The following is a 26,605-nucleotide window of genomic DNA, read 5'->3' as shown; positions in this document are numbered from 1 at the left end:
TCTTGCTTAGTTTTTAAATAAGCCTTTTAGGATTTTAAATTTTACAGACAATAAGGAAGAAATTGCTTGCAATTTCAGGTTTCCTTTTTTTTGTTTGAAAAGTTTAAAATCCTAAAAGGCTATTGTTGGTTTGTAAGAATGTGGGATGCTAAAAGTTGGAATCGGAATTTGCTGTTTTGGATTCCGTGTTTAAAAGGCTTCTTTTTTAAGGTATTCTGGGTATTTGCAAGCTTGGCAAAATTCTTCAATGCGCTTGTTGTTTTTGAAATGATTGATTAAATCTATTCTGCGTTTAGAATTTAAAATTTCTTGAAAACTTTGTGTTTTGAGATTTCCTAATGTGATTTCCCCTTTTGCATCAAAACAGCAAGGCACAATGCGTCCATCACATAGGATTCCAAGTTGTTTGCTAGCCCCATAGCAAAAACCTGTGTGTTGTTTTTCTGTGCGGTTTGTATCTGCCCACTCAAAAAATGGCGCACCGATTAAATGGATTTTATAGGCAAGGCGCATTTTAAGCGGGGATAGTGAAGGTAGCTTAAAATGTTTTTGTAAGGCTTCATAAATGCGTGTATTGCATTTTGGTGTTTTAAGATTTGGTTTTAGATTCCATAAGCGTAAATTGATAAACTTCTCACTTTGTATTCTTTGGTGCTCTTGGCAGAAGTCTAAGACTTTTTGTAAATACGATTCTAATGCGATGGGTTGCTTTTGATAAAGTGCGCTAGTGAGCGAGATATTGATTTGGTGTATGTTTTTATGCTCTAGTAAAAGAATGGTGTTTTTAGCATTAAAAAAGAATCCACTTGTGGTAATTTCAAGTTTTAAGTTTTGTGCGGAATCTAAATAATCTTTTAGGGAATTTATGCTCAAAGGATCACCTAGAATATGTAAAGCGCAAAGTTTTGTATGTGGGGAGATTTCTTGTGTGATTTTGCTAAAAAGTTCTAGTGGCATTGTTGCTTTTGCTTCCTTTTGTGGTGTGCAAAAACTGCAATCTAAGCCACAAAAATTTGTGATTTCTATAAAGATTTTTTCAAATTGTTTGTCAGTTTTACTCATTGCGTAGAACTTGCAATGGATTAATTTGCGTTGCCTTTGTTGCTGGATAATAGGAAGAGAAAAATACAATGATAAAAGAGCCTATAAGAATAGAGGCTAAATCAATCAAAGAGAGTTCTAAAGGGAGTTTATCGCTTCCATAAACATCAGCTGGGAGTGAAATAATAGGAAAGTTTGCAAGCACAAAGAGAATGATTGCAGCTAAAATCGCACCCACTAGGATTCCACTAATGCCTATGGCGTTGCCTAGATACAAAAAAGTTTTTTTAATCTCTTTAGTGCTTGCTCCCATTGTTAAAAGCAGGGCGATTTCTTTGCGACGATTCATCACGGTCATTAAAAGCGAGCTAATGATATTTAAAGACGCCACTAAGATAATGAGCATAAGCACGATAAATAGGGCGCGTTTTTCTAGCTCTAGGGCGGCAAAGAAATTGCCATTTTGCTCCCACCATCCTACAAAGTGCATATGGGGATATTTTTCTTTTAAAGCGATAATGTCTTTTTGCGGATTTTGTGAGTGAATATGGATTCCATCATATGCATCTTGCGGCATTGCTTTAATGGTGCGCAAAGCTTCTAGGGTAGTGTAAATGTAGCTTTTATCATAGGCAATCAGTCCAGAATTAAATGTGCCTACTACGCTAAAGCGTTTCATTGTGGGCGTTAGACTAATTGCTGTTGGGCTAAATTGTGTAAAAATGAGCAATAAATTAGAATGAAACTGCAAACCAAACTGCTCTTGAAGTGTTTTTCCAATGATGATTTGAAAGGTTTCAGTCATATAGGTTTCACCGAGCCTTTCTTTAAAATTCTGCTGTGTGGCAAGCAAGGCTTCATTAAAAACAGGATTGATTGCACTCTCGCGCAAGAAATCCACACCAAAAACTGCTGCACCCTCAATGCGTTCATTTGCTTTTGAAAGTGCTTGTGTTTGGATAAAGGGGCTAAATTTTAGATGTTTGAAGTTGTTTTCTAAATCTTCTAAAAGCTCTTCATTTGGGCGATCAAAGCCGGCACTTACCATTGTTATAGGATAATTCATAATGAACAATTTGCGTTCAAATTCCTTATCAAAGCCATTCATTAATGCCATTGCAACAATGAGCACCATCACCCCAATGCTAACGCCTAAAAACGCTAGAATGGCTGTAATGGAGATGAAGGGCTGCGTCTTATTGAAACGCAAATAACGGCGCACAAGGTAGAAGATTAGACTTTGTTTTAGCATTAAGTATTCTTAACTAACGCACCACGCTTTGGTCCGCTTTTACCACAACAATCTTTATACTTTTTGCCACTTCCACAAGGACAAGGTGCATTACGCACAGGTCTGCCTTTAAAAATCGGTGCTTTTGGATGTGTGGCTTGTGCTCCTTTTGTGGAATCAACAAGCTTTTGGCGTGCTGCTTTAGTCTGTTCTGCATTGTCTGTTTTTAATTGTATTTTTTGGAGCATTTTAATGGCTGTGTATTTAATCTGTGCGGCAAGCTCAACAAAAAGACTATAACTCTCTTTTTTGTATTCTACTAAAGGATCTTTTTGGTTGTATCCGCGCAATCCGATTCCAGCTTTTAGATTATCCATTACATAAAGATGTTCGCGCCAGAGATTATCTAGCGTTTGGAGATAAATGAGTTTTTCAACTTCGCTGCGTGTTTTTGGTTCAAGATGTTGCATTTTAGCTTCATAATCACGGATTAAAGCATCTTCAATATAGCCTTCAAAGGCATTATTTGCTTGAAAATATTCTTTTAAATTGTCTGGATTTAATGCAATGTTAAAATCCTCTCTAGCTTGAGCACAAAGTAATTCAAGATTGTCATCATCGTTTAAAACTTCACATTTTTCAAGAAGCATCTTAATGGAATCTTGACGATTTTCAATGATTTTTTGCGCAATATTATGTTTGGGATCTAACAATTCGTTACGCACACGATAAATTGCTTTTCTTTGTTCATTTGCCACATCATCGTATTCTAATAGGTGTTTTCTTGATTCAAAGTGCATAGATTCCACTTTTTTTTGTGCATTTTCCACAGAACGCGTTACAAGCTTGGATTCTATATGCTCTCCTTCATCAAGTCCTAGTTTATCCATAATGCCTTTAATTTTATCACTTCCAAAAATGCGCAATAAAGAATCTTCTAAGCTTAGATAAAATTGGCTAGTTCCGGGATCTCCTTGCCTACCGCTTCTGCCTCTTAGTTGATTGTCAATGCGCCTTGATTCGTGGCGTTCTGTGCCGATGATATAAAGCCCACCTAGTGCGCGCACTGCATCATCAATTTTAATATCCACTCCTCTCCCTGCCATATTTGTAGCAATGGTTACTGCTCCTTTTTTGCCTGCATCTTTAATGATTTCTGCTTCTTTTGCGTGCTGTTTTGCGTTAAGAACAGAATGTGGAATCCTTTCTTTCTTAAGCAATTCGTGGAGTTTCTCACTCTTTTCAATAGAAGCAGTGCCTACCAAAATGGGCTGTCCGTTTTTGTGCAACTCTACGATTTTTTGGGTTAGGGCTTTAAACTTTTCTGCTTCTGTTTTGTAGATTAAATCATTTAAATCTTTGCGTGCAACGGCAATGTTGGTAGGGATAGAGATAACATCAAGGTTGTAAATTTGTAAAAACTCACTTGCTTCAGTTTGCGCTGTCCCTGTCATTCCTGCTAGCTTTTCATAAAGTCTAAAGTAGTTTTGGTAGGTAATATCTGCTAGGGTTTGGGATTCCTCTTTAATCTTTACGCCTTCTTTTGCCTCTAGGGCTTGGTGTAATCCTTCGCTAAAGCGTCTGCCTTCACTCAAACGCCCTGTAAATTCATCTACAATCACGATTTCACCATCGCGTAGCACATAATCTTTATCAATCTTAAAGAGCTTATTTGCCTTTAGAGCTTGGTCTAGGTGGTGGGCTAAAATGGCGTTTTCAATGCTATAAAGATTGTCTATTTTAAAGAGCTTTTCAGCTTCGTTAATTCCATCTTCAGTTAGCACTATGGTGCGGTTTTTTTCGTCAATGGTATAGTGTGTTTCAACTTTGAGCTTCAAAGCAACTTCATTGGCAAGCTTATAGTTATCTAGTGTGCGATTTGCTGGACCTGAAATGATTAATGGTGTGCGTGCTTCGTCAATTAAAATGGAATCCACTTCATCAACAATGGCAAAATGGCGGTGTTTTTGCACTTTTTGGCTGTCATCGTATTTCATATTATCGCGCAAATAATCAAAGCCAAACTCATTATTTGTGCCATACACAATATCACAAGAATATTGCGCTAGGCGGTTTGCTTCATCATAGTTTCCGCTAAGAACGATTCCAACAGAATAGTCTAAAAATTCATAAAGCGGGCGCATAAGCTCTGCATCTCTTTGAGCAAGATAGTCATTCACAGTTACGATATGCACGCTTTTACCTACCATTGCATTTAAACACACAGCTAGTGTTGCAACAAGCGTTTTTCCCTCACCTGTTTTCATTTCAGCAATTTTGCCCTCATGTAGCACCATACCACCGATTAATTGCACATCAAAATGGCGCATATTTAGCACTCTTTTGCTTGCTTCTCTTGTGATGGCAAAGGAATCATAAAGGACTTTGTTGAGCATAGATTGCGGATTATCAGCGGTTTGAACTTGTTGTTTTAGTGCTTTAAAAGCAGCTTTGAGCTCTGCGTCGTTTAAGTTTTGGTATTTTTCTTCAAGGATATTGATTTTGTGAATCTCCTTGCGATAGTGTCCCACTAAGCGATCATTTTTATTGCTGAAAATCTTTTTTGCAAGCTCTAAAATCATATGTCTTACCTTTGTCCAAAATTTAGGAACATTTAAATTTTGGGTAAATTAAAACGCCAATTTTAGCATAAATGCTATGTTGCTTGGATAAAATGCGCCAAAGATTTTATGCGAACAAAGGAATATGTATGGTTTTTATAGATGCTTGTTTTAAAAAATACACGCCTTATACGCCTGTTTGGTTGATGCGTCAAGCGGGGCGATATTTAGATGAATATAAAGAAGTGCGCAAGCAAGCAGGGGATTTCCTCTCTCTTTGTAAGAATCCAAAACTTGCTTCAAAAGTAACCTTACAGCCTGTGGAGATTCTCAATGTAGATGCGGCGATTTTATTTAGTGATATTTTGGTAGTTCCGTTTGAAATGGGAATGGATTTAGGGTTTTTTGCAGGGGAGGGTCCAAAGTTTGCAAATCCTATTAGTAGTGCGCAAGATTTAATGAAACTTAATGAAAATGCTTATGAAAAGCTTAACTATGTCTATGATACCATTGCCCTAACGCGCCAAAATTTAGCTAAAGATAAGGCGTTAATTGGCTTTTGCGGCGCACCTTGGACGCTTGCTACTTATATGATTGAAGGGGAAGGCAGTAAAACTTATGCGAAGTCAAAAAGAATGCTTTATCAAAATCCTAATTTTTTACATAAAATTTTACAAAAAATTACATATAATTTAAAGCATTATTTAGAAGCACAAATTCAAGCAGGTGTTAATGCGGTGATGGTGTTTGACTCTTGGGCAAGTGCGTTAGAAGGAGATTCTTATTTAAAATTTGGTTGGCAGTATTGCAAAGAGATTGCAGAGTTTATCAAGACTAAATATCCGCATATTCCTGTGATTTTATTTCCTAAAGGAATCGCAGGTTTTTTGGATAAAATTGATGGAAATTTTGATGTTTTTGGTGTGGATTGGAGCACTCCTTTAAGTTTAGCAAAAGAAAAATTAGGCGCAAAATACACATTACAAGGGAATTTAGAGCCGTGTAGAATGTATGCTAAAGATGCTATGTTAAAAGGTGCAAAAGAAATTTTAGATTTAATGCAAGGAAGTGCGCATATTTTTAATTTAGGACACGGAATGTTACCCGATTTACCGCGTGAGAATGTGATTGCCCTTGTAGAGTTTATACACAACTATAAGCATTCTTAAACAATGGAATCTGTAAAAATACTTTAATTGTAAGTGTAATTTTTAAGTAATTTTGAGTAAAAAATAAACATTAAGTAAAAATTCTAAAAAAAGAAACATAAAAAGTTGTTTTTTGCATTGTTATTGTAAAGCTAAAAATATATAATAATTATATTTATGATTTGTCTTTAAGTTAATTCAAGGGAGTCTTATGAATAAGGTTTTAAGTTTGGTTGTATGGGCGATTATTGCCTTGATTGGTGCGTGGGGCTTTGGCGTCCTTGCTTTGCATAGTGGAGAGCAAATCTCAGCGGTGTGGATTGTTGTAGCAGCGGTGTGTATTTATGCAATTGGTTATCGCTTCTATTCAAAATATATTGCACAAAAGGTGTTAGGATTAGATGATAATCGTGCAACTCCTGCTTTAACGCAAAATGATGGGCGTGATTTTGTGCCAACAAATAAAATCGTTCTTTTTGGACACCATTTTGCAGCCATTGCTGGTGCAGGTCCGCTTGTAGGTCCTATTCTTGCGGCGCAAATGGGGTATTTGCCGGGGATGATTTGGATTGTTGTTGGGGTGGTTTTAGCTGGGGCAGTGCACGATTTCACGGTGCTTTTTGTTTCAATGCGACGCAATGGAAAATCTTTAGGTGAGATTATTAAGCTAGAGCTTGGCAGAGGTGTAGGAAGTATCGCTATGATTGGAATTTTAGGCATTATGATGCTAATTATTGCGATTTTGGCTTTAGTTGTTGTAAATGCCTTAGCAGAATCTCCTTGGGGACTATTTACCATTACGATGACAATTCCTATTGCGATTTATATGGGGATTCATATGCGCTTTTTGCGTCCGGGCAAGATTGGTGAAGCAAGTATCATCGGCTTTGTGTTGTTGCTTTTAGCCCTTTATTATGGACAAGCAGTGGCAGAAAATCCAACACTTGCAGAAATCTTTACGCTAAGTCCTGTAACGCTTACTTATATTATGATTGGATATGGCTTTATTGCGGCGATTTTACCTGTGTGGTTTTTGCTTGCACCGCGTGATTATCTTAGCACATTTTTAAAAATTGGCGTGATTGTGCTAATGGCAGCTGGAATCTTAATTGTAGCACCTGATATTCAATTTCCTGCAACAACAAAATTTATAGATGGAAGTGGTCCTGTGTTTAGTGGGCAACTTTTTCCGTTTTTGTTTATTACCATTGCTTGTGGGGCAATTAGTGGATTCCACGCATTGATCTCAAGTGGGACGACACCAAAAATGCTAGAGAGAGAATCGCACGCTAGAATGGTAGGATATGGTTCAATGGTTATGGAATCTGCAGTTGCGGTAATGGCGTTAATTGCAGCTTGTATTTTAACTCCTGGGCTGTATTTATCCATTAATGTTGCACCAGCAGGGCTTGGCACAACGGGAATCACTGATGTAGCACAAGCAGCGGCAATAGCGGCACAAACGATTAATAACTTTGGCTTTGTGATTACGCCAGAAGAGATTTTAGGAATGGCAAATAATATCGGCGAAAACAGCATTTTAAGCCGAACAGGTGGTGCGCCAACTTTTGCGATTGGTTTGGCAATGATTATCTCTGAGATTCCGCTTTTTAATCAAGGTTCTATGGCGTTTTGGTATCATTTTGCGATTTTGTTTGAAGCGTTGTTTATTCTAACAGCAGTTGATGCAGGAACTAGAGCAGGGCGTTTTATGGTGCAAGATGTGCTAGGAAATGTGTATAAGCCTATTGGCAATATTCATTCAATGTTTTGGGGAGTGATTGCGACTTTGATTTGTGTGATTGGCTGGGGATACATTCTCTATCAAGGGACAACAGATCCACAAGGTGGTGTGAAATCGCTTTGGACGCTCTTTGGTGTGTCTAATCAAATGCTTGCAGGAATGGCGTTGTTGCTTGTGGTTGCAGTATTATTTAAAATGGGTAAGGCAAAGCAAGCGTGGGTTGTGATTTTGCCTGCTGCTTGGGTGTTAATCTCAACACTTTATGCAGGAATCTTAAAACTATTGCCTGCAAATGGCGAGAAAATTCACGATGCGGTAAGCCATATTGCACTTTGGCAAATTAATAGTGCTAAAGCAGCAGAAGCGGTAGATCCAGTCTTGGCAGAAAAATTTGCAACCATTGCTACAAATAATTTAATTAACGCAAGTTTGTGTGCGTTTTTTATGTTTGTAACTTGTTTGGTTTTAATCCAAACCATTAGAATTTGCATTCAATGCACAAAAGGTGAAAAGACGATTCCATTTGCAGAATCCCCTTATTTAAAGGCTAGTGATTATGAGGAAAAAGTTGTTGCACACTAAGCAATATTTTAAGCTAGGGAGGATTTTCTCTGCTTTGTGTAAAATTTACCAGCGTTCTGACAGATTTTTTCATTTGCTTGTTGGAATGCCAAGTTATGATAAATATTTAGAGCATTTTAGGAAAAATCATCCTGATAAGATTCCAAAAACACAAAGGGAATTTTTTAAAGAAGCAATGGAGGCAAAATATGGTGCTGGGCGCAATAAATGCTGATAAACAAAGCCATAAGGTTTATGGATACAAATTTATTTTATTAAGATGGAATTTTTATGCCAAAACGCTATGATAAAATTCTTGCAACACTCAATAAGCGTCCCCTTAGCTATAATGCACTTTTATCTTTGCTAACACCAATAGCTGGGCTATTTGGTGATGTGGAAAGTGAATTTGAAATTTTTAAAAATAGTGGAATCCCTATTGAAATGGCGCATAATGCTATTTATTTTCGTCCGAATTTAACTCCTATTTTAGATGAAACTTTTTGCATTGTGGATATTGAAACAAACGGACACAATCCCTATGTGCATACACCCATTGAGATTGGTGCGCTTAAAGTACGTGGTGGAGAGATTGTGGATAGATTTGAATCTTTTGTGTATAACACTGAGATTCCAGAATACATTACAAAAATCACAGGCATTGAAGCTACGATGCTAGAAAATGCACCAAAGCTTGTTAGTGTGCTGGAGAAATTTAAGCTCTTTTTAGGCGATAGTATTTTTGTGGCGCATAATGTGGATTTTGACTATAACTTTCTTAGTCAATCGCTAGAGAAATGCGGGTTTGGCTATTTGTATAATCCACGCCTTTGCACCATTAAACTCGCACAAAAAACATTACAAGCACCGCGTTATTCTCTAGGGTTTTTAAATACATTTTTAAAGATTAATCATCAAGATTTACACCGCGCTTTGCAGGATTCCAAAACAGCTTTAGAAATTTTTAAGATTGCCCTAAAAAAGATTCCTAAAAATATTCACACAAGCAAGGATTTGTTAGAATTTACTAAAAATACACCAAAGGTCAAATATGCAACAATGCACGCAACAACAAACACAGAATCCAAACAAAACGCCACGCCCTAGCTCTTTAGTGCGGAATTATCCGCAGTGTTTTAAGGATATTCCAAGTCCTTGCTATGTGCTTGAAGAAGAGAAATTTGAGAAAAATTTAAAATTATTAAATGCAGTGCAAGAGAGAAGTGGGGCTAAGATTTTGCTAGCACTTAAAGGCTATGCGTTGTGGAGAAGCTTTGATTTAGCAAAGCAATATCTAAGCGGAGTAACCGCAAGCGGAATCTATGAAGCAAGGCTTGGCTATGAGGAGTTTGGCAAGGAGGTAACGGCGTTTAGCCCTTCTTATAAATTAGAAGAAATGCGTGCGCTAGTGGAAATTTGTAACCATATTATTTTCAATTCTTTTGCGCAATGGCAGAGTTTTAAGCATTTAATTGATGCGCAGAATGTTTTAAGGGGGCGCAAAGGGATTCCTAAAATTGCAGTGGGCTTGCGTGTGAATCCAAAATATAGTGAGGTGAATCCAAAAATTTATAATCCTTGCGTGGAGGGCTCACGCTTAGGGATTACACCAAAGGAGTTTAAAAAAGGTGTCAAAAAATACGGCTTAGATGGGATTAGTGGGTTACATTTTCACACGCATTGTGAGCAAAATAGTGATGCCCTAAAGCGCACATTAAAGCATTTTGAAAAGCATTTTGGCACATTGATTCCACAAATGCGCTGGATAAATTTTGGTGGTGGGCATCATATCACGCGTCAAAATTATGATGTGGATTTGCTTATTAAAATCATCAAAGATTTTAGAAAAAAATACAAAACTGAAGTGTATTTAGAGCCGGGTGAAGCGGTGGGTTGGCAGTGTGGATTCTTGCTTGGCAGTGTGGTAGATCTTGTGAAAAATGGAATTGATATTGCAATTTTAGATGTAAGTGCAGCAGCGCATATGCCAGATTGTCTTGAAATGCCCTATCGTCCAAATGTGCGTAATAGTTATTTTGCAAAGGCGTATTTTAAAAAGGATAAACTGCGTTTAAAGGGAGAAAAGCCTTATAGCTATCGCTTTGGTGGTCCTACTTGTCTAGCAGGCGATGTGATTGGAGATTATAGTTTTAAAGAACCGCTAAAAATTGGCGATAGATTGATTTTTGAAGATATGGTGCATTATACCATTGTAAAAAACAATACATTTAATGGGATTCCACTTCCTAGCATTGGTGTGATTAGAAAAAATGGGAGTTTTGAGCTTTTTAAAAGCTATGGCTATGAAGATTATAAGCAGCGCAATAGTTAGCGGTATCCCAAGCCAAGAGTGAGTGCTTTATCTAGCAATGTTTTGCGTGCTGGATTTAAGGTTTTAAAGTTGCGTTCAATTTCTAAAATCAGCTTTGCATTGACATTTTTATGGGCACTTAGAATGGCAATAAATTCTAAATCAAAATCATTACATTCTTGCATATAGCGGTTGTAAAATGCGCAAGCCGTCTTGGAGTATTGATGGAGAGATTCTAAAGTGTTTTCTTCTGTCTTTAAAAGCTTTAAAAGCTCTTGAGCGTTTGGGATTTTAGGCTGTGTATCTTTAGAATCTTTTTTGGTTTTGCTATTGCTTAAAGCAAATCCTAATGCAATAAGGAATAACAAGCAGATAAGAAGTATTGTGAGTAAAATCCAGCTTTGCATAAGTAACCTTTAAAAGGCTAAATTATAGCGGATTTTTATTAGTAATGCGTTATAATTTTGCATTAATTTTTAAGGAGATTTTATGAATCAATTTCAAGCAAAAGTTGAAGCAATAAAAGGTCAAGCAAATTATAGAGAGCCTATGGGGTTTGGAATCTGTTTTGCCGATGTTGGCGTGGTGAGCAATAAGGTGTTACAAGCAACCTATCCTGTGCTAAATTGGGGAGAGAATTTTGGCAGTTATGCGATTTTTTCAGCATTGCGTGAGGAATGTGAGGTGCTAGAGGATAGTGCAAGTGAGCTTGTGCTTGGAATTACAGAGGAGTTTGTGATTAAGGCATTAGAAGATTTCGCGCCTTTTATCGCAGAAACACAGGCAAATCCCAATGCGCATAAAAATGTAGCTGTTGTGCTTGAGCTTCAACGCGCTTTGCAGGAGGATAGAATTTATACAGAAAATGGGGATTTGCGTTACAGATTTTGTGCGATTTATGAAGATGTGCAATGTAAAAGTGTGGAGTCAGCGTATATGAAACTTCTTGCACTCTCACTTGGCAAAGCACCGCTTCGAAGCTTATGTTTAGAGGGAATCTTTGGACTTCTTAGCAATGTGGCGTGGAGTGGCAATGTGCCTTATGAACTTGATTGGCTAAGGGAGAATGAGATTGCACTAAAAATGCGTGGGGAGTTTCCAGCGATTGATTTTGTGGATAAATTTCCGCGCTATTTGATGCAAGTGATTCCACAATTTGATAATATCCGCCTGCTTGACACAGCAAAAACGCGCTTTGGAGCGTATCTAGGGACAGGTGGTTATACGCAAATGCCCGGAGCTAGCTATGTGAATTTTAATGCAGGCGCAATGGGTGCGTGTATGAATGAAGGGCGTATTAGCTCAAGCGTTATTGTGGGTGAAGGAAGTGATGTTGGCGGTGGTGCTAGTATTTTAGGCGTGCTAAGTGGGGGGAATAGTGATCCTATTAGTATTGGTAAAAATTGCCTTTTAGGGGTAAATAGCTCTACAGGAATTTCGCTAGGGGATGGTTGCATTGTAGATGGTGGAATCGCCGTGCTTGCTGGAACTGTGTTTAAAATCACAGAAGAAGAGGCAAAGAAGATTGCGCAGATTAATCCTAACTTTGTGGTGAATGCAACAGGGCTTTATAAAGGGAGAGATTTATCAGGCAAAAACGGCGTGCATTTTAGGCAAAATGCAAAAACAGGAGAGATGATTGCATTCCGCTCTAATCGCAAAATTGAATTAAATGCAGCCTTGCATTAAGGGCTTGTTTTTTTGAAAGGAGAGTCTAAAATGTAAGCAAAATTTTTTACTGCGTGTAAAGTTTAAAAAGCTTACTAAACATTAAATCTAAAGTGCATTACATCGCCATCTTGGACGATGTAGTCTTTTCCTTCTATGCGCATTGCGCCCGCTTCTTTGGATTTTGCTTCCCCGCCGTATTTGATAAAATCATCATAAGCAATGACTTCTGCGCGAATAAATCCTTTTTCAAAATCTTTGTGAATCACTCCAGCGGCAACTGGTGCTTTGTCTCCCTTGTGAATTGTCCAAGCACGCACTTCTTTGACACCTGCTGTAAAGTAGCTAATTAGCCCAAGCTTTTGGAATCCTAGGCGGATAATAGCATCTAAGCCACTCTCTTGCACACCTAAATCCTGTAAAAACTCTAGGGCTTCTGCATCGCTTAAGCCCACAAGCTCTTCTTCAATTTTGGAGCAAAGTTTAACCACTTCTGCTCCCTGCTTTGTGGCGTATTCTTTGAGTGTGGCAACAAAGGAGTTATCTGCACTTAAGCCATCTTCATCAACATTAGCACCATAAATAATGTCTTTGTTTGTTAAAAAACGCAACTCTTTGTTTAATAGCGAGAAATAGTCATTTTCCTTATCATTAAATGTGCGCACAGCATTGCCCTCTTCAATGTGTTTTAATAAGGTTTGTGCGACTTCAAGTTGTGCTTTTGCTTCCTTATCTGTTCCGCTTTTTACGCTTCTTGTAAGTCTTTCTATGCGTTTTTGAAGCGTTTGCATATCTGCAATTAAGAGTTCCGTTTCAATAATCTCCACATCGCGCAAAGGATTAATGCTTCCTTCTATGTGCGTAATGTTGGAATCCTCAAAACAACGCACAATGTGCAAAATCACTTCTGTTTCTTTGATATTTGCTAAGAACTGATTGCCAAGCCCCTCTCCCTTGCTAGCTCCCTTCACAAGCCCTGCAATATCTACAAATTCTACGATTGAATGTTGGATTCTCTGAGGATTGACGATTTTTGCGAGTGCATCAAGGCGTGTATCTGGCACAGGCACGATAGCTTTATTTGGCTCAATGGTGCAAAAGGGATAGTTTGCAGATTGTGCATTTTGCGTTTTGGTCAATGCGTTAAAAGTTGTGGATTTTCCGACATTGGGAAGTCCTACTATGCCTACGGATAAACCCATATTAGCCCTTTATTTGTTGTTGAATAAATTCTATTACAGCGCGCACTCCAGCACCTGTTGCACCAAAGGGATTAACCCCCCAAGCTTTTTCCACATAAGCAGGTCCTGCAATATCAAGATGCAGCCATTTTTGATGCAACTCTTCTGTGATAAATTCACCTAAAAACATTCCCGCACTTATTGCACTTCCATAGCGGTTTGAAGGAATATTGCATAAATCTGCTACATCAGAATTAAAGAGTTTGCGCAAATAAGGATTAAAAGGAAGTGTTGCACTAAGCTCACCTGCATTAAAGGCTGCTTTGTTAAAGGATTCTGCAAGTTTTGCATTGTAGCCCATCACGCCGATGCTATAATCTCCAAGTGCTACCACACAAGCTCCTGTAAGTGTTGCAAGATCAAGCAAGAAATCAGGCTTCAAATCACTTGCATAACTTAAACAATCTGCAAGCACTAAACGCCCTTCCGCATCGGTATTACGCACTTCAATGCTTTTTTGATTGCGCGCAATTAAAATATCATCAGGCTTATAGGCATTGCCCCCAATCATATTTTCTGCTAACCCTAAGATTCCGTGTATTTCAGCGTTTAATTTGAGTTTTGCCGCAGCTTCTAAGATTCCAAGCACAGCGCAAGCCCCACTTTTATCTGCCTTCATTGTTACCATATAATCGCTAGGTTTTAAACTAAGTCCTCCAGAATCATAAGTTAAACCCTTGCCAACAAGCACGATTTTTGGAATCTTTTTTTCTGCAGTGTTTTTTGGTTTATGGATTAAATGCACTAAATAAGGCGGATTAACGCTTGCCTTTGCCACGGCTAAAAAAGCCCCCATTTTTTCTTTTTCTAAGAATTTTTCCTCGTGGATTTTGCAAATAATTCCTAGTTGCTCTGCTTTTTGTTGCGCAAGGTTAGCGATATATTTTGGCGTAGCAATTGCTGGGGGAGTGTTAATGAGTTCGCGCACAAAATTAATGCTTGCACAAATATGTTCTGTCTTTGTAATGCTAGCTTGTAAGGTTTTGGCATCTATTTTTTTAGAATGCAAATGCATAGTCTTGAGTTTGCTTTGGGATTTTTTACTCTTATAAGTTTCAAAGTTGTAATTCCCTAAAAGCAGTCCCTCGCAAATCTCTTTAGCATCTTGTAGATTTTCTACACAAATGCTAGCTGTGGTAATATTGAGTTTCTTAATGCTTGGAATCGCATTTGCCACTGCATCGCGCAAGGCATTTGGAAAGGGATAGGTATGGTTATCCACACCGATAAAAAATTGCTCTCCAATAAAGCAACTCCCTTCACCTTCATAGTTTCTTAATGCTAACGCATCTGTTTGTGCTTTTGTGAGTGTCTTTGGGAGTTTTTTATTAAAAACCAATACAATTTCTAAATCACTTTTTTTGTTACTTGCTATAATATTCATTTGATTCTCCTATAATATTTTTTCAATTTTTTGTGTAACTTTATGCAAATAATAATAGATTCCACCACCTAAAAGGATTGCAAAAGGAATTACAATATAATAATGCTCCTTTGCATAATTCACAATGGCTAAGAGTTCTTTTCCAAAATAATATGCTAAAATAATCGTAATAGCCGCCCAAATAAGTGCACTGACAAAATTAATAAGCGCAAAAGTTTTTGCATTGTAACGCGTGACTCCTATGCTCATAGGAATGATGGTGCGCATTCCATAAAGATAGCGTTGCACAAAGATTATAGACCATCCATAGCGTTGTAAGAGCAAATGCGCTAGGGCAAATTTCCTGCGTTGTGTTTGCAATTTTCTGTAAATAAATTGTTTATTATAACGCCCGATATAAAAATACACTTGATCGCCTATAAATCCCCCAAACCCAGCAACAAGGATTGCAATGGGGATTGTCATATGCCCTGTATGGCACATAATCCCTGCCATTATAAGCCCAAGCTCACCCTCTAGCATACTCCAAAGAAATAAAATGATATAACCATAATCTTGTAGCCATTGCGTAAATAACTCTTCCATAAACTCTCTATTTTGCTTAAATTTACATTAAAATCCAAAATTCTATCTAAAATTTGCTTAATTACTCTAATCCTTTGCCCTCTAAAGTGATGTTATGCTTTTTGATTGCAAAATAATTTTCATCAATGTAGTAGATATTATCCAATCCCTTTTGAACAAGTTTTGTGCCAAAATCTGCTGCAGTTGCACCGCTGTGGCAATAAAGTAGAATCTTTTTTTGTGGATTTTCTTGTGCAATATGGACAATGCGTTGCAAGGATTCTATGTTTAGCGCATCTTTAATGTGACTAATGAGAAAATAGCCTTTTGAACGCAAATCAATTACAATAAAATCCTCGCTATTAAGGGAGTTTAAAGAGATAGGTTTAGCGAGACTTTTATTTTTGATATACATTTTATGCCTTTGTTTGCTAAAGTGAGATAGAATAAAAAATGGTTTATTATATCACAAAAACAAATCCAAATTTAGCGCATTTGCCCTTTGTACAACAGATTCAGATTCTGCCTTTAATCATCCTGCAAACGCAATTTGTAGAGAATTTACAAGAAAAATTACAAGCCTGCGATAGTCTAATTTTTACTTCTAAAAATGCAGTGTATGCGTTGAAGGAAAATTTAGAATCCTTAAAAGATAGCATTGCATTAAAGCAACTTTGGGCGCAATTGCCAAATTTTGTCATAGGGCAGGGAAGTGCAAATGCTTTAGAAACGCTAGGATTAAAGGCGGATTTTATTGCTTCAAGAGCGTATGGAGATGTATTTGCGCAAGAGTTAATCCCTTTATTGAGAAACAAAAAACCTTTATTTTTGCGCGCAAAAAAAATCGCATCAAACATTCCAAAAATTCTAAGAGAAAATGGAATATTTTTAGAGGAAGTCATTGTGTATGAAAATATTTTAAATCTTTTAAAAAATCCACCAAAATTACAAAAAGATTCCATTATTATTTTTTCTGCTCCTTCACACATTAAAGCATTTTTGCGCAATTTTACTTGGGAGAGTAGTTTTTGTGCGCTTTGCATTGGTAAAAGCACAAGTCTAGCTGCAAAAGAACTTTTAGGGGATTTTTGCGCACTTAAAATTTTGCAAGCACCAAAGCCAGATTCCAAAAGTGTGCTAGAGTTTGCATTAAGCTTAGAGGATAAAAACAGAATCTAAAAAGTTTATAAAACAAATTTAATCCTAGAATCTTTTTGCAAGGCTTGAAAAATCAAATCTCTTTCTTTTCGACTTTCTACTTCTATTGCAATGTTTATGCTATGGTATTTTCCTCCACTACTTTCTTTACCCGGTGTTTGGATAAACTCCTTATTGATGTTTTCTAATGCTGCTAAATGCAGAGATTGTTTATCAGAACCAATGATTTTATAATGCCAAGTGCAAGGATATTTAATTTGATTATTTATTGAATTTTCTTCCATAAAAATCCTTTTAAAATGATTTGAAAATATTTACTGCGTATTTGCATAAGCCCCCTTATACAATAGAAATTCTACTTTTATGGGGGCTATAAGGCTCTGCAACTCCAATGATTTGCGCAGATTCCACCCCTGCATTTCTTAGACTTTTTAAAAGCTTAAAAGCATCTTGTTTAGGGGTAGCAAAGACTAAGCCACCAGAGGTTTGCGCATCAAAGAGCAAAATTTCTACACCTTTAAATGTTGAAGTTTCTTTAAGCGCAAAGGAACATAAGCCTTCTAATGCTTTTTGGTTATTAAGGCTTCCGCTAGGAATGATTCCCTCCTTTGCAAAAGGAATCGCTTCTTCTATTAAGGGAATAGTGTTGCTATTTAAAACGATATTAATGTTAGGATTTAACATTTCTTTGAAATGCCCTAAAAGTCCAAAGCCTGTAATGTCTGTGCAAGCATTAATTTTAAACCCTTTAGCGACTTCACACGCATTACGATTAAGCGTTGCCATAATCTGAGAAATCTTATTTTGTGTTTGCGCATCAAGTAAATTGGCTTTTAAGGCAGTTGTTAAAACTCCTATTCCAATGGGCTTTGTAAGAATGAACACATCATCAACTTTTGCGCCATTGTTACACCAAATTTTTTCTGGATGCACAACGCCACTAACGCTTAAACCATACTTTTGCGTGTCATCTGCTAGGGTATGCCCCCCAATTAAGACTCCGCCTGCTTCTTTAATCTTAGACAATCCCCCCTCTAAAATGGCTTTTGCATAGTCTTTTGGGATTCTACTTTTATCCCACATCATAAGATTAAGTGCGCATTTCACAATTCCTCCCATTGCATAGACATCACTTAGCGCATTTGCTGCAGCAATCTGCCCATAAACAAAAGGATCATCTACCACAGGAGTAATAAAATCCACTGTTTGCACTAAAGCAAGCGTGGGGCTTAAACGATACACTCCCGCATCTTCATTGTCTTTAAAGTCAATTAAAACATTATTGTCATAAGGATTAACAAGTTGGCTTGCAAGATGTGAAAGATCTTCCAGACCTATTTTGCCTGCTCAACCAGCAACCTTAACAAAATTTGTGATTTTGATTTCTTGTTCTGTGCTTTCCATTTTTGCCTTTTTAAAAATTTATGAAAAATTGAGTAATTTTAACACTTTTTAGATGATTTATCACTTGTTTTGGTAGAATTGCTTCTTTAAAACTCTCTTAAAAGTAAAATTATGGAATATAGCATTGCGCTCTTTAGTATTGGAATCCTAACAGGAATCCTAGCCGGATTTTTTGGCATTGGTGGCGGGGCGATTTTAGTCCCACTTGTGATGATGCTAGGACACGACATTAAAATTGCAATTGGAATCTCTATTATGCAGATGATTTTTTCATCCATCTATGGTTCTTATGTGAATTATAAACGCAAGCTTTTAAACGCAAAAGATGGAATCTATGTTGGGCTTGGTGGATTTGTAGGTGCAGCATTTAGCGGATTTGTGATTGATTTTATAAGTTCAAAAGCACTAGAGATAATTTTTAGCATTTTTATTGCCTATTCTTTTATAAAGCTTTTTAAAGCCAATGCTTATGGTGGTCAAAAGCGTATTGGTGCGGGTTTAATGACGAATATATTTTTGCTATGTTGCGGTTGTGTTGTTGGTGTGTTTGCGATTTCTCTTGGTATTGGAGGGGGGATGATGCTAGCTCCCCTTTTAGCCTATTATTTAGGTTATAGTAGCAAACAAATTATTCCTTTATCTTTATTTTTTGTAATTTTCTCTTCTGTTTCAGGCTTCACTTCCTTAGCATTGCACGGCTATGCAAGCTTTAAAGAAGGCATTATTGTTGGGATTGCTTCGATAATTGGCGTAAGGATTGGAATCTTTATGCTCTCACAAATTGACGCAAAAAAGCATAAGGCTACATTGCTGATTTTGTATGCCATTATGCTTGGGATTATGTTGCAAAAAATGTTCTTAGCTTGAAGTTTTTTCATTTGCATCTTCTTCGCCCATTGTTTCTTTTCTCTCTGCAATGGCTTTTAAAGCGAGATTTGAAAGAATTACAGCACTCTCTTGGTGGTTATTCACCACGCCATAAAGCCCCATTCCTTTTAGCATTTCCTCTAAATTGTCATCCTTTGTTTGCGCAATGATTCTAATATGGTGTGAAATATCCATAATATGGTGGCAGGCTTGCGAAATTGCATTGGTAGATTCCACGCATAAAATCACTGCTGTGGAGTTTTGAACTTCTATTTCTTTAAAAATCATTTTATCCGTGATGTTCCCATAAACAATAGGGATTCCATTTTTTTGCGCATCTTTGACGCGATCATAATTGGATTCTATCACTAACACATTAAGATTAGAATCCTCTAAAAATTGCACCACTTTTTTGCCCAAAAGTCCATAACCACACACGATAACATCATTTAGAACCTCCTCTTTAGAAGTGTTTAGCGCATTATCTTTATAATGTGAGCGTGTTGGAATCTTAAGCAAGCGTAGCATAAAATCTGTGCAAGCATCTAAACGCTCTAGGATAAAAGGCGTAGCAACCATTGAAAAAATCACCATTAAAGTTAAAAATTGATAAATATCGTGTGGCGTGAGTTTTGCTAAAAATTCCTGCCCAAAAACTAAGCTTAAGATTCCTCCATCAAGCTGTAAATTCAAAATTTTATGTTGGCTTGCAAGCAAGAAAATCGCAAAAGAAAATTCTCCAATTTGTGAAAGAGAAAGTGCGATGCGTATCCCCGTCCTAACCCCTCTAAAGAAACTTAAAAAGGCAAACATTACTAATGTCTTGCCTAAAATCATCAATACGCATAAAATTAACACAACAACAAAATATTTTGCTGCAAAAATCACATCAACTTGCATTCCGATGGTAATGAAAAACACTCCCAATAATAAATCCCTAAAATACACCAAAACGCTTGCCACTTGGTATTTAAAGGGCGAGTTGGAAATAATCATTCCTGCCAAAAACGCCCCAAGAGAGAGTGAAAAACCAAAATGTTTGCTAAGATAAGCAGAACCCAAAACAATTAAAAACACCGTCCCTACAAAGGTTTCATCTGTTTTCATCTTTGCACTTGAGCGCAGGGCGATTTTAGCCAAAAAGCGTCCGGGCAAAATTAAGAGTAAAAGCACCGCCACAGCTGATAAACCCGTGCTTAAAAGCATTTCTCCTAGACTTAAACTTGTATCGCTTAATAATTTAATGATAAGCAAAATAGGAATCACAGCAATGTCTTGAAAAACTAAAATCCCAACAGAAGCCGTACCATAAGGCGTTCTAGTTGCATTAATCTCGTTTAAATGCTTTAATACAATAGCAGTTGAGGATAAACTTACAGCACTTGCAATGATAATAGAAGTGTTAAAATCAAAGCGTAACAAAAAGTAACAAATTGCAAAAAATGCTCCGATAGAAATTCCAATCTGTAATCCCCCAAAGAGTAACACTTCTTGTTTCATTTGCGTGATTTTCTTAAAGCTAAAATCAAGTCCAATCATAAACATCAAAAACACGATTCCAAGTTCAGCCGCTTCATTTAAATCCACAGAATCTTCTAAGCGGAATCCAAAAATATAAGTTGTTAAAGTCCCTGTTACGATATACCCGATGATTGCAGGAATTTTTAAGCGATTAAGAACGATTCCAGAGACAACAGCCATTGCCAAGACACAAATAATAATCAGTAGCGGTTCTATACAAGCCTCCTTAAAAATTTAAGCAATTATAGCATATTGTCTAACCCAACATTTTTCAGTATAATAAGAATTATTTTTATTTAATATTTATTCTGCTAAACTCTTTGCGTCAAACTTAATTTTAGAAAGGAATATTCAAATGAAAGAAATCGGTTTATTTTACGGAAGTGATAGCGGAACAACACAAGAAGTTGCACAAAGCATTGCAAAGTATTTGGAAAATGTTGTGTTGCACGATGTTGCAAAAGCCTCCAAAGAGGATTTATGCAAATACGATTGCTTAATTTTAGCCACGCCAACTTACGGAGACGGAGATTTACAAGGGGATTGGGAAGAATTTTTAGACACATTAGATTCCAATGACTTTGCAAACAAAACAATCGCCCTTGTTGGTTTAGGTGATCAAGATTGCTATGAGGAAACCTTTTGCGATGGTTTATCTTTTCTTTATGAAAAAGTGAGTCAAAAAGGAAATGTCATCGGGCAAACAGAAACAGAGGGTTATTCTTATGCCAATTCTAAAGCCATTGTGGAGGATAAATTTGTAGGCTTAGTCATTGACGCAGTCAATCAAGAGGATTTAACGCAAGATAGAATTGAAAAATGGTGCAACTCTATTAAAGCAGCGTTTTAAATTTTAAAAATCAATGTGAAATCTAAGATTTCTCATTGAAGTTTAAAAGTCTAGTAATTTCTTATTGTATTTTTTGTAGATTTTATAAATGTAAGGGTATTGCGTATCTGTTAATATTTCTTCTTCGTAGAGCAACAATATCTTTTTTCCATAGCTTCTAAAGAAGTGTTTTTTAGTAAAATATCCTTCTAAAACATAGAGACAAACTAAATTTAAAACTCGTAAATATTGTTCTTTTATTTTATTATATGTATCATATTCTATTGATTCTTTTGGTAACTCGTAATAATCAACAAATGCTATTTCTTTTGCTGAAAGTTCTTTAAAAATATCAAATTCTGTTTTTAAGACATTCATTTTAGCGTTTTTGGTTACAGGACGCAAAGCCCAAATCGCTACTATAATTGATAGGGGTGTGAGAAATAAACTTATAACTTCTTTATAAGATGTCAAAAAATCTATCACTTTTTCTCTTTGTTTTTAGGTTTTTGCTGTTCTTCATTATTCTTTGTAGATTGCTCCTTTTTAGTTTTTAATTTTTCTCCTTTTAACGCCCTTAAAACTCTCTCAGCAGGGTAGCCTTCAATAGAAACTTGAAAGTCTAAAACTTTATTATTATTATTATTCATTTAATTTTCCTTATGTTAAGATAAATATATCCTTGATATTCCAACAAAAATATTAAACATCTTGTCCAACTTTTCCAACAAAAATCAAAGCAATAGAATTCACACAATGCCGCGTGTTTTTCTCTGTGAAGCCCTCGCCTAAAAAGATATGTCCCAAGTGTCCGCCGCATTTAGCACACACAATCTCTGTGCGCCTGCCATCTGCATCTAGTTGCTCCTTTATCGCACCTTCAATGCAGGCATCAAAGCTAGGCCACCCACAGCCACTATGGAATTTACTCTCTGAAGTGTAAAGCGGTGCATTGCATTGCTTGCAAACATACACGCCCTTTTCAAAAAAGTTTTCATACTCACCGCTAAAGGGTGCTTCTGTGCCTTTGTGTAAAATCACCCTTTGCTCTTCTTGGGTTAATCCATTATACATTTGCATTCTCCTTTTCTTGCAATAATTTTTGTAAAAACTCTTCTAAATTAAACTTTTTGCGCTGATTTTCTGTAAAAATATGCACAATAATATCGCCTAAATCCGCCACAATCCAATTAGGATTCTCATCATCAATCCGATAAAAGCTCTCCCCCTTCTCCTTAAGGCATTGCAGACTCTCTAAAAGTGCCAATGCGTGCTTATCAACCAACGCCGTTACAAGCACAACATAATCCACAAAATAATCCGTCCCATTGCAGTCAAAAACTTCTATCGCCTCCCCCTTCTTCTCTTCTAAAATCCCACAGATTTCTTGCACTAACGCTACTCTTGCTTGCAATTTGCTTCCTTTATCACAGATTCTAAAATGCTATGCGGAATCCATTGTTTTAATCCCATCCTATCCCCACATTCTAGCATTTTGCGCAATTGTGTAGCACTAATAGGAACATCAAATTCCAGCTGCTTGTAATGCTTAGCATAGCCTTTGCGCGCAATTATAACAAATTCCACATTCTTTTCTAGCCACGCAAAATTTTCCCACTTCGGCAGGGATTCCACATTATCCGCTCCTAAAAGTAAAAAATACAGCGCATTGCGCCCAAAATCATAGGAATCTAAAATGTATTCTAAAGTCTTAAAAGTAGGCGTTGGAGCATTTTGACGCACTTCAAAGTCTAGCACCACACATTTTTCACACTCTTTAGCCAACTCCCTTAGCCACCTTAAACGCACACTAGGCGAAAAATAAAACGCCTTTTTAAAGGGATTCAAAAAGCTAGGCACAACAAACAGCACATCCAAACTAAGTTGTTGCACTGCCCTTTGCATAATAGCTAAATGCGCCTTATGCGGAGGATCAAACGAACCACCAAAGATTCCAACACGCTTTTGCATACACTTCCTTTTTAGGTTAAAATTCTAGCAAAAAGAGTGTGCAATGCAAGTCTTAAGCGAAATAATCATTTGGGTTTTTATCCTAGTTTTTGGGGCTAGTTTTGGGGCGTTTGCCAATGTTTTAATCCACAGAATCCCGCGCAACCTTAGCACCATATTCCCAAACTCTTTTTGCCCAGAGTGCGCCACACCACTATTTTGGAGTGATAAGATTCCGCTTTTTAGCTTTCTGATTTTAAGGGCAAAATGCCGCCATTGTCAAAAAAGGATTCCAACTTTTTACTTCCTTAGCGAGTTTTTTGGTGCAGTTTTGGCACTTTTTTGCTATTTTCTTGCCACACCTAGTGCGTTAGCACTCTTTTTTCTAATCCTATGCTTTTACATCCTAAGTATCATAGATGCGCATTTTCTAGCCATTCCTGATTCCTTAAATTTCCTAACCCTAGCCCTTAGTCTAATTGTTGCATTCTTAAACAACACATTCCTAATCTCTTGCATCACTGCTCTAAGCTTTATAGGTTTTGCGACCTTTTTAAGATTATTTGTAAGCTTTCTAATGGGTAAAGAAGCACTAGGGGAGGGTGATTTGTTACTTTTTGGAACAATATCTTGCACGCTTGGTGCATTTTATGGTGCAATAGCAATTTTTTTAGCAGCACTCCATGCCTTAGCATTTCTTATGCTAGGGCGTAAAAGCGATACGATTCCTTTTGTGCCATTTCTATTTCTAGGATTTTTAAGCGCATTTCTTTGGCAAATAGTATAAAATAGGCGTATTTAAATAAAAGGAATCCCAAATGTCAGATTTAAAACTCTTAAGCACAATCCGCACGATAAACGACTACCCAAAGCAAGGAATCATTTTCCGCGACATCACGACTCTGCTTAACGATAAAGAAGCCTTCAAGCACACCATAGACCACCTAAAAGACCGCTATGCAAGCTATGGTTTAGATTTCATTGTAGGCATTGAAAGCCGTGGTTTCATCTTTGGAGCAGCCCTAGCATATGCGCTAAACATAGGCTTTGTGCCAATCCGCAAAAAAGGCAAGCTACCCTACAAAACCTTCTCACAAAAATACACTTTAGAATATGGCTTTAGCGAGATTGAAATCCACATTGACGCCTTTAGAGATAAAGCAAATCCCAATGTCCTTTTAATAGATGATTTAATCGCCACAGGTGGCACTGCCCTTGCAGCAGTAAATCTAATCACTCAAGCAGGAGCAAAATGCTTAGAATCCTGCTTCATCATAAATCTAAAAGACTTACAAGGCGCGCAAGCATTGCGTAAGCACACGCAAGTTTATAGCTTGCTAGACTTATAAGCTCACGCAACTCCGCTTTTATGCGACTTAATCCTTCTTTCTATGACACCACACATTTGCTCCACCGCATCCACAGCGCATTCTTTTTGCAAATCCTCACTCATCTGTGTAATTCTATCCTCCAAAAGCCCCAAGCACTCCCACAGCACTTTAGAGGAGAGATTCTCCTCCAAGCACAAAAACCCAAGCCCCTTTTTGACAAGAAATTCCGCATTATAGTATTGATGATTTCCCGCTGCATAGGGATAAGGCACAAAAAGTGCCGGTAAGCCATTTGCGCACAGCTCCCACAAAGAGCTAGCCCCCGCCCTACACACTGCAAAATCACACCGCCCATACACGCTAGCCATATCTGCATAAAAGCCAAAAACAACCACATCAACGCCATCTATGGAATCCAAAGTCTCTTCCCCAAGCACCCCCACATTAAGTTTCTTTTTGACACACTCTTGGACCACACGCTCCAAGTCAGCTTTTCCACTTTGTAAAAACACCTTAATCCCACGCTTTTTTAGCTCCTCTGCTACACTTAATGCAAAGCCATTAATCCTCCTAGCTCCTTGAGAACCCCCCATAAAAAGCACGCTTCTAACCTCACTTCTAACCCTAGCTTCTTTAAAAAACGCCTGACCCACAGGATAAAATAAAACAGGCGATTCCAAATACGAGCAGAAAAACACTTTTGCAAAAGGCTTTAAGAGTGCATTTAAGCGTCCAATCCTTGCATTTTGTTCGTGGATGACTAGCGGTATCCCAAGCAAGCACGCCCCAAAAGCCGCAGGTGCAGCAGAGTATCCCCCCACACACAGCACAAAATCCGCCCTAAATTCTCTTAGGATTCCACACGCCCTTTGCACCGCACACCCCTGCTTCCATAACGCCTTTAAAAGCCTAACTCCACGCGCATTAACAACCCCTTGCGTTGGTAAAAAGTGCGTTTCTCTAAAAAGCTTCTCCTCTTTAAAATACATTGCATCCGCGCCGCTATCAGAGCCGACAAACGCACACACATATCCTCTTTTCACAAAAGCCTGCAAAAATGCTCTAGCCACGCTCAAATGCCCCCCAGTGCCACCACCAGTAATCACAATGCGCATAAAAACCCTTTTTTAAAAACATTATACTAAAATCCTTCTTTGCAAAACGCCCATAAAAATGCTAAACTTAAGAGAAATTTCACAAGAAAAGGAATCCAAAATGAACACTTTAGAAAATAACTTAGAAAATAACAAAACCCTAACAATGTCCATCCTAATGACCCCCTCCCTTGCAAACTTCAAAGGGCGCGTGCACGGCGGCGACATTTTAAAATTCCTAGACCAAGTAGCCTATGCTTGCGCAGCGCGCTATTGTGGAAACTATTGCGTAACCCTCTCAGTAGATAGCGTAACCTTTAAAAACCCAATCGCCCTAGGCTCACTTGTAACCTTTCTAGCCTCCGTCAATTACACGGGCAACACCTCCCTAGAAGTCGGCATAAAAATCATCGCCGAAGACATCCAAAAGCACACCAAAACACACACAAATAGTGCCTATTTTAGTATGGTATGCGTCAATAGCGAGGGAAAGCCCACCAAAGTCCCTCCTCTAAAGCCAGTTACAGAAGTAGAAAAGCGTCGCTATGAAAATGCTAAAAAGCGCAAAGCAGCCCGCATAGAACTAGCAAAAAAAGAAATCTAAATCGCAAAAATTATATTGACTTTTAAAACATTTTTTAATACAATACAAACCTATTCTAATTTTACAAAAGGAGAAAATAGTGAATACAAACAATACAAAATTCACATTTAATAAGAAAAGTTTCGCACTCTCTTTAGCGTGTGTGGGTCTGTTAGCGACCGCAGGAAATGCGAATTTCTCAGTAACAGGTGAAGGAGGTGTTTCAGTTACAGGGCAGAATGGTAGCTTCCATGTTACTAGTAATGGCGCAGCTGCAGGCACCATTAAAGTTACAGGAAGCAGTGGTGGTAGTAGTTTAGATTTTAGTGGTGGTAATACTGAACTTAAATTCTCTGGGGCAAATAGTATTACAATTGAACAAAGCGGCACTGGTGCATCATTAAATGATTTATT

General features: G+C 37.5%; 30 protein-coding genes. 13 read left to right on the top strand and 17 right to left on the bottom strand.

Annotation, left to right across the window (positions count from 1 at the left end):
• Positions 1 to 189: 189 nt before the first annotated feature.
• From MRZ19_RS06310 to secA, 3 genes are read right to left on the bottom strand one after another with little or no spacing between them, the layout of a single operon-like run.
• Positions 190 to 1,062 carry an SPASM domain-containing protein gene (locus MRZ19_RS06310; RefSeq protein ID WP_291031455.1) on the bottom strand — a complete coding sequence of 291 codons (873 nt, stop codon included), beginning with the start codon at positions 1,060 to 1,062 and terminating at the stop codon, positions 190 to 192.
• Complete coding sequence (locus tag MRZ19_RS06305; RefSeq protein ID WP_291031454.1) at positions 1,055 to 2,293, bottom strand: ABC transporter permease; 1,239 nt, start codon at positions 2,291 to 2,293, stop codon at positions 1,055 to 1,057. Before MRZ19_RS06305 ends, MRZ19_RS06310 begins: the two co-directional genes overlap by 8 nt.
• A complete protein-coding gene (secA, locus tag MRZ19_RS06300; RefSeq protein WP_291031453.1) occupies positions 2,293 to 4,854 on the bottom strand; it encodes a preprotein translocase subunit SecA in 2,562 nt (853 codons plus the stop codon). The genes MRZ19_RS06305 and secA overlap by 1 nt, the downstream gene beginning before the upstream one ends.
• A gap of 128 nt (positions 4,855 to 4,982) precedes the next feature.
• On the opposite strand from secA, the gene hemE reads away from it, so the two are divergent.
• The 5 genes from hemE to nspC all read left to right on the top strand — a co-directional run bounded on the left by hemE (position 4,983) and on the right by nspC (position 10,618).
• A complete protein-coding gene (gene hemE, locus MRZ19_RS06295; RefSeq protein ID WP_291031452.1) occupies positions 4,983 to 6,002 on the top strand; it encodes a uroporphyrinogen decarboxylase in 1,020 nt (339 codons plus the stop codon).
• 190 nt (positions 6,003 to 6,192) lie between these two features.
• A complete protein-coding gene (locus tag MRZ19_RS06290; RefSeq protein ID WP_291031451.1) occupies positions 6,193 to 8,307 on the top strand; it encodes a carbon starvation CstA family protein in 2,115 nt (704 codons plus the stop codon).
• Positions 8,282 to 8,521, top strand: a complete 240-nt coding sequence (kcuS, locus tag MRZ19_RS06285; RefSeq protein ID WP_291031450.1) for a KCU-star family selenoprotein — start codon at positions 8,282 to 8,284, stop codon at positions 8,519 to 8,521. The genes MRZ19_RS06290 and kcuS overlap by 26 nt, the downstream gene beginning before the upstream one ends.
• Before the next feature lie 56 nt (positions 8,522 to 8,577).
• Positions 8,578 to 9,393, top strand: coding sequence for a 3'-5' exonuclease (locus tag MRZ19_RS06280; protein ID WP_291031449.1), 816 nt, complete (start codon positions 8,578 to 8,580; stop codon positions 9,391 to 9,393).
• 7 nt (positions 9,394 to 9,400) lie between these two features.
• Positions 9,401 to 10,618 carry a carboxynorspermidine decarboxylase gene (gene nspC, locus MRZ19_RS06275; protein ID WP_291031465.1) on the top strand — a complete coding sequence of 406 codons (1,218 nt, stop codon included), beginning with the start codon at positions 9,401 to 9,403 and terminating at the stop codon, positions 10,616 to 10,618.
• On the opposite strand, the gene MRZ19_RS06270 is transcribed toward nspC, so the two are convergent.
• On the bottom strand, positions 10,615 to 11,004 hold the full coding sequence (locus MRZ19_RS06270; RefSeq protein ID WP_291031448.1) for a hypothetical protein: 390 nt from the start codon (positions 11,002 to 11,004) through the stop codon (positions 10,615 to 10,617). The genes nspC and MRZ19_RS06270 overlap by 4 nt on opposite strands.
• Positions 11,005 to 11,086: 82 nt before the next feature.
• On the opposite strand from MRZ19_RS06270, the gene MRZ19_RS06265 reads away from it, so the two are divergent.
• Positions 11,087 to 12,286 carry a 2,3,4,5-tetrahydropyridine-2,6-carboxylate N-succinyltransferase gene (locus tag MRZ19_RS06265; RefSeq protein WP_291031447.1) on the top strand — a complete coding sequence of 400 codons (1,200 nt, stop codon included), beginning with the start codon at positions 11,087 to 11,089 and terminating at the stop codon, positions 12,284 to 12,286.
• A gap of 74 nt (positions 12,287 to 12,360) precedes the next feature.
• On the opposite strand, the gene ychF is transcribed toward MRZ19_RS06265, so the two are convergent.
• From ychF to MRZ19_RS06245, 4 genes are all read right to left on the bottom strand, one after another.
• Positions 12,361 to 13,467 carry a redox-regulated ATPase YchF gene (ychF, locus tag MRZ19_RS06260; RefSeq protein WP_291031446.1) on the bottom strand — a complete coding sequence of 369 codons (1,107 nt, stop codon included), beginning with the start codon at positions 13,465 to 13,467 and terminating at the stop codon, positions 12,361 to 12,363.
• A gap of 1 nt (position 13,468) precedes the next feature.
• Positions 13,469 to 14,890: a leucyl aminopeptidase gene (locus MRZ19_RS06255; protein ID WP_291031445.1), complete on the bottom strand. Its 1,422-nt coding sequence runs from the start codon at positions 14,888 to 14,890 to the stop codon at positions 13,469 to 13,471.
• Positions 14,891 to 14,899: 9 nt separating this feature from the next.
• Entirely contained in the window at positions 14,900 to 15,475 is a 576-nt protein-coding gene (locus MRZ19_RS06250; RefSeq protein ID WP_291031444.1) for a DedA family protein, read from the bottom strand.
• A gap of 61 nt (positions 15,476 to 15,536) precedes the next feature.
• Positions 15,537 to 15,869 (bottom strand): rhodanese-like domain-containing protein, encoded by a 333-nt coding sequence (locus MRZ19_RS06245; protein ID WP_291031443.1) that lies wholly within the window; start codon positions 15,867 to 15,869, stop codon positions 15,537 to 15,539.
• Between the two features lie 38 nt (positions 15,870 to 15,907).
• On the opposite strand from MRZ19_RS06245, the gene MRZ19_RS06240 reads away from it, so the two are divergent.
• A complete protein-coding gene (locus MRZ19_RS06240) occupies positions 15,908 to 16,633 on the top strand; it encodes a uroporphyrinogen-III synthase (RefSeq protein ID WP_291031442.1) in 726 nt (241 codons plus the stop codon).
• A 5-nt stretch (positions 16,634 to 16,638) separates the two neighbouring features.
• Here MRZ19_RS06240 and MRZ19_RS06235 read toward each other — a convergent pair whose 3' ends face one another.
• Both MRZ19_RS06235 and selD read right to left on the bottom strand, forming a co-directional pair.
• Positions 16,639 to 16,896 (bottom strand): DUF493 domain-containing protein, encoded by a 258-nt coding sequence (locus MRZ19_RS06235; protein WP_291031441.1) that lies wholly within the window; start codon positions 16,894 to 16,896, stop codon positions 16,639 to 16,641.
• Between the two features lie 55 nt (positions 16,897 to 16,951).
• Entirely contained in the window at positions 16,952 to 17,944 is a 993-nt protein-coding gene (gene selD / locus MRZ19_RS06230) for a selenide, water dikinase SelD (protein ID WP_291031464.1), read from the bottom strand.
• 183 nt (positions 17,945 to 18,127) lie between these two features.
• Here selD and MRZ19_RS06225 point away from each other — a divergent pair, with 183 nt between their 5' ends.
• Positions 18,128 to 18,883, top strand: coding sequence for a sulfite exporter TauE/SafE family protein (locus MRZ19_RS06225; RefSeq protein WP_291031440.1), 756 nt, complete (start codon positions 18,128 to 18,130; stop codon positions 18,881 to 18,883).
• Here MRZ19_RS06225 and MRZ19_RS06220 read toward each other — a convergent pair.
• A complete protein-coding gene (locus MRZ19_RS06220; protein WP_291031463.1) occupies positions 18,875 to 20,599 on the bottom strand; it encodes an NAD-binding protein in 1,725 nt (574 codons plus the stop codon). The genes MRZ19_RS06225 and MRZ19_RS06220 overlap by 9 nt on opposite strands.
• 160 nt (positions 20,600 to 20,759) lie before the next feature.
• Here MRZ19_RS06220 and MRZ19_RS06215 point away from each other — a divergent pair, with 160 nt between their 5' ends.
• The gene (locus MRZ19_RS06215; protein ID WP_291031439.1) at positions 20,760 to 21,254 is read left to right on the top strand and encodes a flavodoxin; all 495 of its coding nucleotides are present in this window, start codon (positions 20,760 to 20,762) and stop codon (positions 21,252 to 21,254) included.
• Between the two features lie 42 nt (positions 21,255 to 21,296).
• Here MRZ19_RS06215 and MRZ19_RS06210 read toward each other — a convergent pair whose 3' ends face one another.
• Genes MRZ19_RS06210 through nadD form a run of 5 tightly spaced genes read right to left on the bottom strand, consistent with a single transcriptional unit; the run spans position 21,297 to position 23,204 of the window.
• A complete protein-coding gene (locus tag MRZ19_RS06210; protein ID WP_291031438.1) occupies positions 21,297 to 21,719 on the bottom strand; it encodes a hypothetical protein in 423 nt (140 codons plus the stop codon).
• Positions 21,716 to 21,883 (bottom strand): hypothetical protein, encoded by a 168-nt coding sequence (locus MRZ19_RS06205; RefSeq protein ID WP_291031437.1) that lies wholly within the window; start codon positions 21,881 to 21,883, stop codon positions 21,716 to 21,718. Before MRZ19_RS06205 ends, MRZ19_RS06210 begins: the two co-directional genes overlap by 4 nt.
• Before the next feature lie 52 nt (positions 21,884 to 21,935).
• Positions 21,936 to 22,307, bottom strand: a complete 372-nt coding sequence (locus MRZ19_RS06200; RefSeq protein ID WP_291031436.1) for a methionine-R-sulfoxide reductase — start codon at positions 22,305 to 22,307, stop codon at positions 21,936 to 21,938.
• The gene (rsfS, locus tag MRZ19_RS06195; protein WP_291031435.1) at positions 22,300 to 22,647 is read right to left on the bottom strand and encodes a ribosome silencing factor; all 348 of its coding nucleotides are present in this window, start codon (positions 22,645 to 22,647) and stop codon (positions 22,300 to 22,302) included. Before rsfS ends, MRZ19_RS06200 begins: the two co-directional genes overlap by 8 nt.
• Positions 22,632 to 23,204 (bottom strand): nicotinate (nicotinamide) nucleotide adenylyltransferase, encoded by a 573-nt coding sequence (nadD, locus tag MRZ19_RS06190; protein WP_291031434.1) that lies wholly within the window; start codon positions 23,202 to 23,204, stop codon positions 22,632 to 22,634. The genes rsfS and nadD overlap by 16 nt, the downstream gene beginning before the upstream one ends.
• A 43-nt stretch (positions 23,205 to 23,247) precedes the next feature.
• On the opposite strand from nadD, the gene MRZ19_RS06185 reads away from it, so the two are divergent.
• Together MRZ19_RS06185 and apt are read left to right on the top strand one after the other, a co-directional pair.
• Entirely contained in the window at positions 23,248 to 23,970 is a 723-nt protein-coding gene (locus MRZ19_RS06185; RefSeq protein ID WP_291031433.1) for an A24 family peptidase, read from the top strand.
• A 31-nt stretch (positions 23,971 to 24,001) separates the two neighbouring features.
• Positions 24,002 to 24,532 (top strand): adenine phosphoribosyltransferase, encoded by a 531-nt coding sequence (apt, locus tag MRZ19_RS06180; RefSeq protein ID WP_291031432.1) that lies wholly within the window; start codon positions 24,002 to 24,004, stop codon positions 24,530 to 24,532.
• A 2-nt stretch (positions 24,533 to 24,534) separates the two neighbouring features.
• Here apt and MRZ19_RS06175 read toward each other — a convergent pair whose 3' ends face one another.
• Positions 24,535 to 25,629, bottom strand: coding sequence for a UDP-N-acetylglucosamine--N-acetylmuramyl-(pentapeptide) pyrophosphoryl-undecaprenol N-acetylglucosamine transferase (locus MRZ19_RS06175; RefSeq protein ID WP_291031431.1), 1,095 nt, complete (start codon positions 25,627 to 25,629; stop codon positions 24,535 to 24,537).
• 100 nt (positions 25,630 to 25,729) lie between these two features.
• On the opposite strand from MRZ19_RS06175, the gene MRZ19_RS06170 reads away from it, so the two are divergent.
• Both MRZ19_RS06170 and MRZ19_RS06165 read left to right on the top strand, forming a co-directional pair.
• Entirely contained in the window at positions 25,730 to 26,212 is a 483-nt protein-coding gene (locus tag MRZ19_RS06170) for an acyl-CoA thioesterase (protein ID WP_291031430.1), read from the top strand.
• A gap of 79 nt (positions 26,213 to 26,291) precedes the next feature.
• The coding region (locus tag MRZ19_RS06165; RefSeq protein WP_291031429.1) for a hypothetical protein at positions 26,292 to 26,605 on the top strand (314 nt) is incomplete at its 3' end.

Source organism: Helicobacter sp., from assembly GCF_022770205.1.
GTDB lineage: Bacteria > Campylobacterota > Campylobacteria > Campylobacterales > Helicobacteraceae > Helicobacter_D.
Note: the sequence above shows the minus strand (reverse complement) of the source record. Positions and strands in the feature narration are given on the sequence as shown.